This window comes from Leifsonia sp. ZF2019, from assembly GCF_019924635.1.
GTDB lineage: Bacteria > Actinomycetota > Actinomycetes > Actinomycetales > Microbacteriaceae > Leifsonia.
The window spans coordinates 3963234-3976055 of record NZ_CP065037.1; the positions used below are offsets into that span (position 1 = coordinate 3963234).

General features: G+C 71.5%; 14 protein-coding genes. 7 read left to right on the forward strand and 7 right to left on the reverse strand.

The annotated features are described in order from the left end of the window. Positions 1–33: 33 nt before the first annotated feature. A complete protein-coding gene (locus IT072_RS19275; RefSeq protein ID WP_223358450.1) occupies positions 34–822 on the reverse strand; it encodes an alpha/beta fold hydrolase in 789 nt (262 codons plus the stop codon). Between the two features lie 128 nt (positions 823–950). Between IT072_RS19275 and IT072_RS19280 the strand changes: the two genes are divergently transcribed. Continuing rightward, positions 951–1538 carry a Dps family protein gene (locus tag IT072_RS19280; protein WP_223358451.1) on the forward strand — a complete coding sequence of 196 codons (588 nt, stop codon included), beginning with the start codon at positions 951–953 and terminating at the stop codon, positions 1536–1538. 4 nt (positions 1539–1542) lie between these two features. Here the strand turns inward: IT072_RS19280 and IT072_RS19285 are convergent, their stop codons facing one another. Genes IT072_RS19285 through IT072_RS19295 form a run of 3 tightly spaced genes read right to left on the reverse strand, consistent with a single transcriptional unit; the run spans position 1543 to position 4549 of the window. Beyond that, on the reverse strand, positions 1543–2217 hold the full coding sequence (locus IT072_RS19285) for a glycosyltransferase (protein ID WP_223358452.1): 675 nt from the start codon (positions 2215–2217) through the stop codon (positions 1543–1545). Beyond that, on the reverse strand, positions 2214–3479 hold the full coding sequence (locus tag IT072_RS19290; RefSeq protein WP_223358453.1) for a bifunctional PIG-L family deacetylase/class I SAM-dependent methyltransferase: 1266 nt from the start codon (positions 3477–3479) through the stop codon (positions 2214–2216). Before IT072_RS19290 ends, IT072_RS19285 begins: the two co-directional genes overlap by 4 nt. Then, a complete protein-coding gene (locus IT072_RS19295; protein ID WP_223358454.1) occupies positions 3473–4549 on the reverse strand; it encodes a hypothetical protein in 1077 nt (358 codons plus the stop codon). The genes IT072_RS19290 and IT072_RS19295 overlap by 7 nt, the downstream gene beginning before the upstream one ends. A gap of 180 nt (positions 4550–4729) precedes the next feature. On the opposite strand from IT072_RS19295, the gene IT072_RS19300 reads away from it, so the two are divergent. The 4 genes from IT072_RS19300 to IT072_RS19315 all read left to right on the forward strand — a co-directional run bounded on the left by IT072_RS19300 (position 4730) and on the right by IT072_RS19315 (position 7801). Beyond that, positions 4730–5077 (forward strand): hypothetical protein, encoded by a 348-nt coding sequence (locus IT072_RS19300; protein ID WP_223358455.1) that lies wholly within the window; start codon positions 4730–4732, stop codon positions 5075–5077. Between the two features lie 3 nt (positions 5078–5080). Next, complete coding sequence (locus IT072_RS19305) at positions 5081–5977, forward strand: SDR family oxidoreductase (RefSeq protein ID WP_223358456.1); 897 nt, start codon at positions 5081–5083, stop codon at positions 5975–5977. A 72-nt stretch (positions 5978–6049) separates the two neighbouring features. Beyond that, a complete protein-coding gene (locus tag IT072_RS19310) occupies positions 6050–6973 on the forward strand; it encodes a helix-turn-helix transcriptional regulator (protein ID WP_223358457.1) in 924 nt (307 codons plus the stop codon). 126 nt (positions 6974–7099) lie between these two features. Continuing rightward, the gene (locus IT072_RS19315) at positions 7100–7801 is read left to right on the forward strand and encodes a YceI family protein (RefSeq protein ID WP_223361019.1); all 702 of its coding nucleotides are present in this window, start codon (positions 7100–7102) and stop codon (positions 7799–7801) included. Here IT072_RS19315 and IT072_RS19320 read toward each other — a convergent pair. After that, positions 7798–9093: an alpha/beta hydrolase gene (locus IT072_RS19320; protein WP_223358458.1), complete on the reverse strand. Its 1296-nt coding sequence runs from the start codon at positions 9091–9093 to the stop codon at positions 7798–7800. The two genes, IT072_RS19315 and IT072_RS19320, sit on opposite strands and share 4 nt — an antisense overlap. 237 nt (positions 9094–9330) lie before the next feature. Here IT072_RS19320 and IT072_RS19325 point away from each other — a divergent pair, with 237 nt between their 5' ends. Together IT072_RS19325 and IT072_RS19330 are read left to right on the forward strand one after the other, a co-directional pair. Further along, positions 9331–10863, forward strand: coding sequence for an ATP-dependent DNA ligase (locus IT072_RS19325; protein ID WP_223361020.1), 1533 nt, complete (start codon positions 9331–9333; stop codon positions 10861–10863). A 237-nt stretch (positions 10864–11100) separates the two neighbouring features. Continuing rightward, entirely contained in the window at positions 11101–11718 is a 618-nt protein-coding gene (locus tag IT072_RS19330) for an HdeD family acid-resistance protein (RefSeq protein ID WP_223358459.1), read from the forward strand. A gap of 60 nt (positions 11719–11778) precedes the next feature. Here IT072_RS19330 and IT072_RS19335 read toward each other — a convergent pair whose 3' ends face one another. Then, entirely contained in the window at positions 11779–11946 is a 168-nt protein-coding gene (locus IT072_RS19335; RefSeq protein ID WP_223358460.1) for a hypothetical protein, read from the reverse strand. Positions 11947–12327: 381 nt separating this feature from the next. Then, entirely contained in the window at positions 12328–12819 is a 492-nt protein-coding gene (locus IT072_RS19340; protein WP_223358461.1) for a GNAT family N-acetyltransferase, read from the reverse strand. Positions 12820–12822 lie beyond the last annotated feature (3 nt).

Below are 12822 nucleotides of genomic sequence, written 5' to 3' on the forward strand. Positions count from 1 at the left end.
GATCTGGTCCAAATGTCTGAGCCGGCGTTAGACTCAGCGCGCCGACGCGGCCGGGGCGCCGAGGAAGTCCCCGATGATCGCCGAGATCAGCGCCGGTCGCTCGGCGAGCAGGCCGTGCGTCGCACCCGGCACGATCGCGAGCTGAGCGCCGGGGATCGACGCGGCGATCAGGATGCTGTGGTCGGGACGGATCGTGTCGCGGTCCCCCGACATGACCAGCGTCCGTGCGGTGATCCCACGGAGGTCGGCCGGGTCGATGTGCGGCTCCGACGTCCAGAGCCGGAAGAGCTTGGCGAGCACGACGTCGGCGTGCTCCGGGCCGTCGGGCGAGAGCCGGTCGTAGTGCAGGCGTTCCACATCCGGCTCCTGCTCGGCGGCATCGGTCGCGTGCGCGGGATCCCCGAGCGGCTGGAGCACGAGCGCCCCTGCCGCCTCGTGCGAGCGGGTGAAGGCGGACGGATCGAGGTTCGCACTGATCGCGACCAGCGACCGCACCCGCTCGGGATGCCGCATCGCGAGCAGCAGCCCGAGAATGGCGCCGTCGCTGTATCCGACCACGTCGACGCTCGGAAGGTCGTGTGCGTCGAGATAGGCGAGCACCTGCTCGAGCCCGCGCTCGTAGCTGTACTCGCCCGCCTCGTCCGCGCTCCGGCCGTGCCCGGGCCGCTCGAACGCGTAGACGCGGCGGGCGGCGGCGAGCGCCTCCCCCTGCTCACGCAGCGACTCGAGCGAGCAGAACCCGCCGTGCAGCAGGAGCAGGGGATCACCGGCGCCGGCGACCTCCTCGTAGACGTCGATGCCGGCGATGCGGAGGTAGGGCATGGGGTCAGCTTAGGGCGCGGACACGGACCGGCGCGGGCTGCACGTCAACCCCGTTCACAGGGCCGTATCGGCCGCCTACCGTCCACCGGAGATCGAATTCCCCATCGAACGAGAAGGAGCAGGCAGTCATGGCCACTACCGCGAAGAAGACGTCGAAGGCCGGCAGCAGCACGTCCGCGGCATCCCCGCGCACCGCACGCGTGCGCGGCGAGTCGGCGGGCGAGCACACCACCCGCCGAGAGAACGCGGAGCACGGCTTCACCGCATCCGCCTCTCTCGCAGCCGACCTGCAGCGCGTGCACGTCGACCTGATCGAGCTGCACCTGCAGGGCAAGCAGGCGCACTGGAACATCGTGGGCCGCAACTTCCGCGACCTGCATCTGCAGCTCGATGAGATCGTCGACGCGGCGCGCGAGTTCAGCGACGACATCGGTGAGCGCCTCCGCGCCCTCCACGCCACGCCGGACGGCCGCTCGCGCACCGTCGCGGAGACGACCTCCCTCGACGAGTTCCCCAACGGCGAGATCGACACCGCGGAGGCCGTGGACCTCATCACCGACCGCCTCGAGTCGGTGGTGCGCACCATGCGCTCGGTGCACGACGATGTCGACGAGGCCGACCCCACGTCCGCCGACATCCTGCACGCGATCATCGAGCGGCTGGAGCAGCTGGCCTGGATGGTCAGCGCGGAGAACCGGACGCCGGCCGGGCGCTGAGCGCTCAGGACGCCATTTCACGCAGATAGGCCGCGTAGCCGTCGGGCGCCCGCCCCTCCAGCCGCGCGGAGGTGACCACCGGGTGCCGCTCGCTCTCCGCGATGCGGTACCCGGCGGCGCGGATCCGCGCCACGAGGTCGACGTCTTCGCCGACGGTGAGCGCGGGAACGCCGCCGACGGCGAGGTAGGCGTTCGCCCGCACGCCCAGATTCGCGCCGTGCACATGGCCGAGAGTCGCGCCGGGCGGATGCGTCCGCAGCCACACTCCGCGCCGCGCCTGGTCGAGGTCGTCGAGGCGCGGCACGACCGCGCCGACGAAGGCATCGGCCTGGGCGGCCGCCGAGAGATGAGCGCGCAGCCAGGGTGCCGGGACGGCGGTGTCGGCATCCGTGAACGCGATCCAGGTGCGTTCGGGGTCGCCCCCGGAGAGCCGGAGCCCGGCCGTCGCGGCGGCGTCGCGGGCGCGGCCGACGTTGCCGTAGTCGCGCTCGATCGTCACGACCTCCGGGTACTGCCGGGCGATGGCCGCGGAACGATCGCCGCACGAATCGAGGACGAGCACGACGGTCGACGGCACGGCGGACGCCTCGCAGGCGTCCAGCACCGATTCCAGGCAGGAGTCGAGCGTCACCTCCTCGTCCCGTGCCGGGATCGCGACCACGATGTGCTCGATGGTCACGCGAAGACCTCCAGCCGGAAGTCGTTCTCGACGTGCTCGACGATCCGTTCCAGCCCGGAGCGCGTGGCGACGTGCTCGTGCGCCTGCCGCCCGGATTGGGCGAAGTCGTCGGCCCATCCCGTCCAGTGGCACAGGAGCAGATGGCCCCCGGGGCGCAGAGAACGGACGATCCGCTGCACGGTCGCCTCCCACTGGTCCGCCGCAAGGTAGTAGGCGACTTCGGAGACGACCACCAGATCGAAGTCTCCGGAGGGCCACTCGTCGGGGACGCGCATCCGGTGGACACGGACGTTCGGCAGAGCCGCCGCCCGCTCGGCGGCCAGCGTCACGGCGGAGGCCGCAGCGTCGACGCCGACGAGCGCATCGCACCGCTCGGCCAGCGCGGCGGACAGTTCCCCGTTCGAGCATCCGATCTCCAAGGCCCTGCCGTACCGTTCGGACGGAAGAGCGGCAACGGTCATGGCGCGCTTCCGCCGCTCATACCAGCGGGTGCGCACCGACCACGGGTCCGCACTGTCGCGGTGCAGTCGCTCGAAGTGCTCGCGCGCAGGATCGCGCTGCGGCTCGATCAGCACTTCGCGGCCCTCGGCGGCCCGTTCGACGAACTCCGCCGACAGAACGCCCGACGGGTTGTGCGGCGAGTGCAGCTGACTCGTGAAGGCGGCGAGCGCGGCCCTCTTCCGCCGCCGGGCCTCGGGTGTCGACGCGACCTGCGACACACGTCCCCACGGGAGGTCGTCCGGCGTGCCCCACTGCCAGAGCCAGATGGGGTAGAAGCGCAGGGTGTGACCGCGCATCCCGCACACCGCCGCCGCCTCGCGGCCGAGCGTGCGATGGTCCCCGTGGCGGTCGCCCGGCCAGGGGGCGAGCACGAGGCGGCGCGCACCCCCGTCGCCGGGGATCGCCGCCTCGAGGCCGCGCCGCAGGTCGTCCGATTCGTGCTTGAGACGGCCATCGCCTCGGCCGAGGGAGGCCGGGGCCGCGTCGAGGCCGAGGCGTTCGAGCGCGGTCGACAGTTCGTCGGCTCGGCCGGGGCTGTCGACGGTCGCCACCACCACGTCCACGGGCAATCCCATCCCTGCGCAGAGCGCGAGCAGGCCGCCGACGCCGAGCGTCTCGTCGTCGGGGTGGGCGGCGAGCACCGTGACCGCGTCGAAACCCGCCAGCCACGTGGCGTCGGCCACCGGCACATCAGCCCATCTCTCAGCGGCCTCCCATTCTGCGAGCGACGTCTCCGTGACGAGCGGATCGAACGTCACCATGCGAGATCGCCGTCGCCGAGATGGGCGGCCAGCGACGCGTCGTCCCGGCCCCGGTGGTACTGCGACACGTAGAGCTCGAGGTCGGCGCACCGGCGCGCGAGGCCCTCGTCGAAGGCGAGCGCAGCCGGGCCGAGCACGTCGCGGGCCGCCGCGAGCGCGACCACGACGGCGTCGGCGACGATCCCGCGGACCGAGTGCGCGAGGGCCGCCAGGTCGGGCGCATCGTCCGCACGACCGTCCGCTGCGGCATCGATGCGCGCCGCGGCGTCCCGCACGGCGAGGCGTCCCGCCTCCAGCGCCCGGTGCAGCTCTCCGAGTCGGGCGGCTCCGAGCGCATCCTGCGGCCGGGCCCGCACGCGCTCCCGCAGGGCCGACGCGATCGGGAGGCAGCCACCCCACCAGCAGGCAGCGACACCGATCGCTCCCCAGCGGAAGCCCGGACGATCGAGATACCAGGCCGCGCCCCCGATCGGCGTCGCGGACGCCCGGTCGAACCGGAGCGGCCCGCTCACCACTTCGGCGAGGCCGCGGGCGACCCACGCCGCCGGCTCCGCCCGCACGGCGGGCGGGGTCAGCTCGACGGCGAACATCCGCGTCGCCCCGTCGAGGGTGGTGGCGGTGACGAGCCCGTGGGACAGCTCGCCGCCGAGCGAGCACCAGGCCTTGCGGCCGCTCAGCAGCCAGCGACCGCCGTCCTCGACCGCCTGCACGGCCGCGCCAGGCGCCTCCGCCGCGAACACCCCCCACGTCGTGCCCTTCGCCGCGGACAGGTCGTTCCTGCCCGCCTCCGCCATGATCGCGACGGCGTCGACGTGGGGTTCGAGCACGCGGGCGGCCGTGAGGTCCGCCTCCGCGATCCGCGCCAGACGCCGGAACCGCTCGTCCGTCGATCCGCCGCCCGGCAGTGGTAGGAGGGTCTGCGGCTCGATCGCGCGCAGGGCCGCGAGCAGGGGGGCGACCCGGCCGCCCCACGCGCGCGCGGCGGCGAGATAGCGGTCGAAGCCCGGGCTCGACGGCTCGGCCGTGAGGTCGGGTGTTCCGGACGGACGAACGGGGGCGATGGACGTCATGGCACCCACCGTCGGGTGGCACCGGCACGCCGTCAACCCCCTTGAGGGCGCCGCCACGAGGTGCGGTCGTCACGGCGCGTATACAACGACGACTCGGGCCGCCGGTCAAGCCCTTGCCCATCGAGCGCCCGAGGCATTCGATCACAGCACAGGAGCCGAAACGACAGAAGGGATGGATCGATGTCCGTGACCCTGAACCGGAAAGCGCTCGATCACGCGCGGGGCCTCGTCGAGAAGAGCCGATTCGTCCGCGACGCGCGGGACGACTGGAGCGAGCACGCCCCGAGCGCCAGCGACGAGAACGCGTACATCGACGCACACGGTTGGGACGACTACGCGCTGTGGCACCTCGGCGAGGATCCGGAAGCGGACCCGGAGACCAAGCAGCGCTACAGCTTCCCATACGGCGACTTCCGCCGCGTACACCGATGCGCGGTGATCTCGCTCGAAAGCCGCGCCGCCCAGAACGACCATGACGACATCACCCGGGCGAGCAAGCAGCTGCTCTCCCAGATCGACGAGGACTGACACATGCCAGAGAACCAGTACACCTTCGACAATCCCGTCGACCGCTATCCGCGCATCTCGCCACCCGAGGAGCAGGTGCCGGAGCCGGGCCGTGACAGCGAGCTCGACCCGCCCGCGGACCACGGCGAGCTCAGCTACGTGGGCAGCGGGCGCCTGACCGGACGCAAGGCACTCGTGACCGGAGGGGACTCCGGGATCGGCGCAGCGGCGGCGATCGCGTTCGCCCGCGAGGGCGCCGACGTCGCCATCGTCTATCTGCCCGACGAGGAGGTGGACGCCCAGGCCATCGGCGAGCAGATCCGCGCGGCGGGACGCTCCGCGCTCCTCCTGCCCGGCGACCTCGCCGAGAAGGCTTTCGCCGCCGAGGCGGTCTCCCGCACGGTCGCGGAGTTCGGCGGTCTCGACATCCTGGTCAACAATGCGGGCAAGCAGGTCTTCTGCACCGATCTGGCCGAGCTGCCGGACGAGCAGTTCGACCTGACGATGAAGACCAACGTGTACGCGATGTTCTGGCTCACGAAGGCTGCGCTCCCGCATCTGACGCCGGGATCGACCATCATCAACACGACCTCCGTTCAGGCCTACCTGCCCGGCGAGCAGCTGGTCGACTACGCGACGACGAAGGCCGCCATCAACGCGTTCACCAAAGCCCTCGCGCAACAGCTCGCGCCGAAGGGGATCCGCGTGAACGCGGTCGCCCCCGGCCCGATCTGGACTCCGCTGCAGCCCAGCTCCGGCCAGCCGCCGGAGAAGCTGCCCGACTTCGGCGCGCAGACACCGATCGGGCGTGCGGGCCAACCGGCTGAGCTCGCTCCCGCCTACGTCTTCCTCGCCTCCCCCGAGTCGAGTTACGTGATCGGCGAGACGCTCAGCGTGAACGGCGGGATGCCGACGCCCTGATCGCCGGCCACCGGTGCGACTGTCAGGGGCGCTCGCTTGTGCGCGCACGGTCTCGGGAGGATGGTGGGTGGCATGGAGCTGGTGCGGAACGAGTTCGCCACGACGGACATCGACGAAGTCCAGCAGGTCTTCGCCACCGCCTTCGCGGACGGGCTGGTCACGGAGGCGAGGCACGGTGAGCCTTTCGCGTTCGCCCAGACCGTCGCGACGGACGGCGTCGTCACCGTCTCGACGCTGCGCTTCCAGGGTCACGTCCAGGCGGCCATGGACGGGTCGCGGGATGTGCTGTTCACCGACATCACATCGGGGTCGTACGCCTGGCGCAGCCGAGGCCGCCAGGGCGATCAGGACCGATCGCTGATCCTCCCGGCCCACCACGAGCTCGCGGTCGAGTTCGATTCGGTACGCTCCGTGACCCTCAGCATCGACGCCCCCACGGTCGCCCGCTGGCTCTCCCGCTACGGCGGGCTGCCGCCGTCGCCCGCGCTCCTGCACCAGGCCGCCGCCGGCTCCGACGCGGTCCGCGCCGCGCTGCGGTTCTACATCGACGTGGCGCCGACGGAGGCGTTCGAGTCGGAGCTCGTGCGGGCCGGCCTGCTCGACGTGCTGATGAGCATGACGGCGCACCACCTGCTCCCGGAGGTGACGACCGCGCAGCGTCGACAGGCGCCCGCCGCGCTGCAGCGAGCCGAGGAGTATCTCCGGGACCACGCCGCCGACCCGGTGTCGATCGCCGACGCCGCCGAGGCCGCACGCCTTTCCGTGCGGGGCCTGCAGGAGCAGTTCCAGCGCTGGCTGAGCATCTCCCCGGCGCGCTACCTGCGCAACGTCCGGCTCGAGGGGGCACGGAACGAGCTCTTCGCGGCCCGCGCCGACGGCCGCTCCCCTCTCGTGCGCGACGTCGCCGCGAAGTGGGGATTCACCCACGTCGGTCGCTTCGCGGGCTACTACGCCGACGCGTACGGCGAGTCGCCGAGCGCCACCCTGGGGCGCTGAGACCTCCCACCGCGGTGCGGCCCGACCGCATCCCGCGAACGCCTGCCAGCCCTCTCCCAGGCGGATCATCGGCTTCTGCCAGCCGGCGGACCCATTCGAGTCCGTAGGTTTGATGACATGTCCCCGATGAAGAAGTCCTCGAAGGTCTGGATCTCCGTCGCCGCCGGCGTCGTCGTGCTGGGTGTCGCCGGCGCGATCGCCGCCCCCTACATCTACCGCGACCTCATCGCAGCGCCCGCGGACGCCGTGCCGACCGTCGCGCTCACGACCGATCCCGACGCGAAGACCACGATCGACACGTCCGACCTCAGCGGCGACTGGAAGGTCGGCGCGTCGTCGTTCGCGGGCTACCGGGTCAAGGAGGTGCTCAACGGGGTCGACGTGACCGTGACGGGACGCACCTCCGACGTCACCGGATCCTTCACGGTCGACCGGCTCACTCTCACGAAGGCCACGGTCACCGTCGCCGTCGCCACGATCGCGACCGACGAGCCGAACCGCGACGACTACTTCCGCTCCACTGCCCTGCAGACCGAAAAATACCCGGAGGCGACCTTCGTGCTCTCGGAGCCGGTCTCCGTGAGCACGCCGGAGGCCGGAACCGCGCAGACGGTGAAGGCGACCGGCACGCTCACCCTCCACGGCGTCTCGAAGACCGTCACCGCCGACCTCCAGGTGGGACTGAACGGAGACGGCGGTCAGCTCAGCGGCAGCATCCCCATCACCTTCGCCGACTACGGCGTTCAGGCGCCGAGCCTCGGGTTCGTGACGGTCGAGAAGACCGGTTCGGTGGAGTTCCTGCTCAACCTCGAGAAGGCCGCGGGCTAGCGCGGGGCCTCGAGCCCCAGCAGCGGGTAGAGGTACGGGAGGCCGCCGTCCAGGCCGCCGTTCAGCGCTCCCGCGCCGTGACCGCCCTTCGGGATGTCGACGAACGCCGTGTTGATGCCCGCGGCGCGCGCCAGTTGCGCGGCCCGCACGGCGACCCGGTGGTAGGCGGGGTCGTCGGCGCAGGCGGTGAAGATCGCCGTGGTGCCCGGGTGCGCGAAACTCCGGAGCCGGTTGAACGGCTTCGACCGGTCGTACGCGACCGCGTCTCCGCCGAACTCGTCGCGCAGGGTGGCGTCGGGGTGTTCCGCACCGGAGTACTCTTCACCCGAGATGTCGAGCACGTTCGCGAACAGGTCGGGGCGGTCGATCCCGAACGAGAGCGCGCAGAGCCCGCCGTTGGAGTAGCCGGCGACGGTCCAGAACCGGTGGTCGTGCGTGACGGTGAGATTCTTCTCCGCCCACGCCGACACATCCTGGGTGATGTAGGTCTCCACGTTCCCGAACCGCCGGGTGTCGCGGCAGAGCGTGTCGTGCGTCGGGTCTCCGAGCTGGTCGGGGACGATCACGATCGGGGCCAGCCCGTGATGGGTCGCGCTGAAGCGGTCCAGGGCCTCGGCGATGAACGTCGGGTCGGGCGACCCGGGCTGCCCCATCATCATGACGATCAGCGGCAGCACGGGCGGATGCTTCACGCGGGCGGCAGGCGGCAGGTAGAGACCGGCCTCCCGGGCTGCGAAGCCGCTGCGCGTCGGGGGGATGCGGACCGTGCCGACCTCGCCGTGGGCGGGCATGTCGCCTGGCGGGGTCCAGTGCTTCCAGAGCTCGGTGTCGTAGTGCCGGTCGGCGCTGGTCGGCGGTGTCAGCGCGACCGGCTTCGGGACGGCGATCGCCAGCAGCCCGCCGACCGTGCGGTCGAGGCCGTAGTTCGCGTTGATCCCGAGCGTCGCTGCAGCCGCGAACACCGGGATGCCCGCGATCGCGACGACCGTGCGCCAGCGTGGCCGACGCCCGATGCTCACGGCGCACAGTGCCACACCGCACGACGCCGCGGCGATCCAGAGGTAGTTGCCCATCCCGAGCGACTCGCCGAAGAGGTTCAGCCAGCGCACGCACACGAGCCACACGATCACGGCGGCTGCCACGCCGGCGATCGCGGCCAGGGCGAGGCGCCGCATCCGGCGTGGGGTGGGCCGCTGCAGCAGCAGAGCGATCAGGATGGCCGCGGCCGCACCGTAGACCGCCATCGGCAGTGGGCCGCTCAGCACGTCGAGCGACAGCACCCCATCGAACACGCCACGGCCCCCATCTCACGGCCCCGGTCGAGACCCCGATTCATTCAAGCCGAGGGGTGCCCGGGCGCGGCTGGGACGCGGCGGCGCGATTCTTCGCATCCCCTCAGACGCGACGCCCCGACGGGGTGCGAGGTTCACGACGTTGCGCCCATTCCGGCCGGAATGGGCGCAACGTCGTGAACTTCAGCGGCCACCGTGGCCTCCCGCGCGTCGGTGGGCGGTGGCACACTGGGCGGCGTGCTCCTCGATGCGCTCGTGACCACCGCCGTCGCCGTCGCCGCCACGCGGTCACGGCTGGCGAAGGTGGATGCCCTGGCCGACCTCCTGAACCGTCTCGCCCCGGACGAGATCGCCCCGGCGGTCGGGATGCTGGTGGGCCGGCCGCGGCAAGGCCGGGTGGGGGTCGGCTGGCGCGGGCTGGGCGCCGCGATGGGCGAGCCGGCCGCCACGGAGACGCTGACCGTCGGCGATCTCGATGCCCTGCTCGATCGGCTGCCCACACTGTCGGGCGCGGGCTCGGCCGCCGAGCGCACCGCCACGCTGCGCGACTTCACCGCGCGCGCGACCGCTGCCGAGCAGGACTTCATCGGCCGCGTCCTGCTGGGTGAGATGCGCACCGGAGCGCTGGAGGGCGTGCTGCTGGATGCGATCTCCCGTGCCTCCGGCCGGCCGGCCGCGAGCGTGCGGCGCGCGGCGATGCTGTCGGGCGACCTCGGAGAGACGGCCCTGCTGGCCCTGACGGGCACCCCCGAGGAGCTCGACACGGTGGGCCTGGTCGTGGGACGACCGGTGCTCCCGATGCTCGCGGCGACGGCCTCCAGCGCCACCGCCGCCCTCGAGACCACGGGCGAGGCATCGGTCGAGTTCAAGCTCGACGGCGCACGCATCCAGGTGCATCGCGCGGGCGAGGAGGTGCGTGTCTTCACCCGCACGCTCGCCGACATCACGCATCGCGTCCCGGAGGTCGTGGAGGTGGTGCGCCGGATGCCCGCCCGCGACCTGATCCTCGACGGCGAGACGCTCGCTCTCGACGAGGACGGCGGGCCGCGCCCGTTCCAGGAGACGATGTCGCGTTTCGGCTCCGAGACCGCGAGCGAGACGGTGCTGCACCCCTGGTTCTTCGACATCCTGCACGTCGACGGGCGGGATCTGCTCGACGAACCGCTCGCACTGCGCCGCGAGGAATTGGAGCGCGTGGCCGGCGTGCACCGCATCCCGGGCCGGGTGACCGACGATCCCGCGGTCGCCGAGCAGGTCGCCCGGGAGGCGCTCGCGGCAGGCCAGGAGGGTGTCGTCGTCAAGGCGCTCGGCTCGCCTTACGCGGCCGGGCGGCGTGGCTCCAGCTGGGTGAAGGTCAAGCCGGTGCACACCTACGACCTCGTCGTGCTCGCGTGCGAGTGGGGGTCGGGCAGACGGCAGGGTCTCCTGTCGAACCTCCACCTGGGTGCGCGCGACCCCGACGGCGAGTTCGTCGAGCCGGGCGGCTTCGTCATGGTCGGCAAGACTTTCAAAGGGCTCACCGACGAACTGCTGCGCATGCAGACGGAGCTGTTCCAGCAGATCGAGATCCGGCGCACTCCCGGCACCGTGTGGGTGGCGCCGACGACGGTTGTCGAGATCGCGATCGACGGCGTGCAGCGCTCGAGCCGGTATCCGGGAGGCATCGCGCTGCGCTTCGCCCGCGTCAAGCGCTACCGCGACGACAAGACCGCCGCCGAGGCCGACACGATCGCGAGCCTCCGCGGGCTGCTCCGCGGTGCCCCGGAGTAGGCTCGCGGACATGACCAACAAGACCCCGCGTGAAGAAGAGATCCAGAAGGTCGAAGAGGCCAAGGTCGCCGAGAAGGAGCGCCTGGAGCGCGAAGAGGAGGAGCGCCTGCGCTGACGCGCGGCACCCTCCCGCCCCAGCCTCTCTGACGTGCCGGTGACGCATCGGTGACGACGGTCATAGACACGCGGGCGTGCGGGGCGATAGCGTCCGAAGCATCCACGGAAAGGATGCTCGCGATGTCCACATCTCAGCCTTCGGGTTTCGCCGCCTTCTCGCTCAACGGCAAGGACATGACCGGTTCGGTCATCAACAGCGTGCGCGTCGCGCTCGGGATCAGCGGCACGGTGGCGCTGATCATCGGCATCATCATCGTGTTCTGGCCCAAGACCGCCGCGGTCGGCCTCACCGTGCTGATCGCCATCTCGCTGCTCGTGTCCGGTCTCGCCTACCTCAGCATCGGTATCTTCGCCACAGGGCTGAGCGGAGGCTCGCGCGCGCTCGACATCGTCTTCGGCGTGCTGCTCGTGATCGCCGCGATCGTGGCCTTCGCCAACCTCGGCGCCACGACGGCGTTCCTGGCCGTGTTCCTCGGCATCCTCGTCGGCATCGCCTGGATCGTGGAGGGCGCGGTCACCCTCGCGCAGCTCGGCGACAGCCCGTCACGCGGCTGGGCTGTCTTCTTCGGCATCCTCAGCATCGTCGCGGGCATCGTGCTGCTCTTCACCCCGCTGTGGGGCATCGTGGTGCTGTTCGTGCTGACCGGCATCAGCCTGATCGTGCTCGGGGTCATCCAGATCGTCCGCGCCATCACCTTCGGGCGCGGCGTCGCCACCCCGTCCTCGCCGGCGGCCTAGACCCGCACGCACGCACGCGGCCGCCCGTCGGGCGACCGGACCCGCGAAGAGGCGCTCGCCCTAGGCGGCGACCGCCTCTTCGTACGTGTGGGTGCGCCCGATGGGACACCAGCAGCCCACCCGGATCGGGTCGTGCGTCGTCGTACTCGTGTAGACCTCCGCGTGGAAGTCGAGCGCACTGCCCACCTCGACGTCGTCGGTCACGTTCGGTGCCTTGATGTTCGTCATGGATCGTCCTCTCACCAGCAGAGGGGACGCATCCCCTCAGAGGGAGAGACACGGGTCCGGGGCATCCATGACGCGGAATCGGGAACTCGGTCTCGCCGACTGCGTATCGAGGAGCGGGCGGAGACGTCATCGCGCCCTCGGTTCCGGAGAAGTACCCCCGGGGGATGCCGACTGCTCCGTGTCGGGTTGAGACGTCATCGCTGGTCGGATTTCGTTTCCACATCGCGGCGGCATCCCCGGGCTGAGAGCAACGTTATTGCCCGCGAAGGGGTGTCCTCAATCTGGAGGACAGAAACCGTCAGCAATTGACGGTGGACCTCGCTGTCTACTGACGATTCGGGCGCGGCCGGAGGTGACGAGCGGCACCGCGACCTCGGCCGCTCAGTCGCGCGCCGTGAAGATGTCGTCGTGCTCGATCGGCCGGTGCAGCAGTCGTTCCTCCGACGCGAACCCGTGACGTTCGTAGACGCCGACCGCCCGCGGGCTCGAGTGCACCGTGACGCGCTCGACGCCGAGGCTGCGCGCGTGCGCGACGACCGCGTCGATGAGCCGGCCGCCGACGCCGTCGTTGCGGAGCCCGGGGACGACATACGCGCATTGCAGGTCGGCCGACGCACGGTGGAAAGAGCGGGCGCTCGGAACGCGCAGTGTGCGGGCCAGCCACGCCATCCCGACCACGACGCCGTCCGCGTCCACAGCGACGATGCACTCGTGCGTCGCCCCGTTCGAGGCGGCCCATTCGGCGAACCGTGCAGCGAAGACCGCGCGGTCGTCGTCCGGCACTCCGCCGAACTCGAGCAGCGAGTCCCAGCGCAGGCCTCCGACCGCCGCCCACTCGTCGGGCCGGGCGGAGCGCACGTCGATGTGTGTCATCCC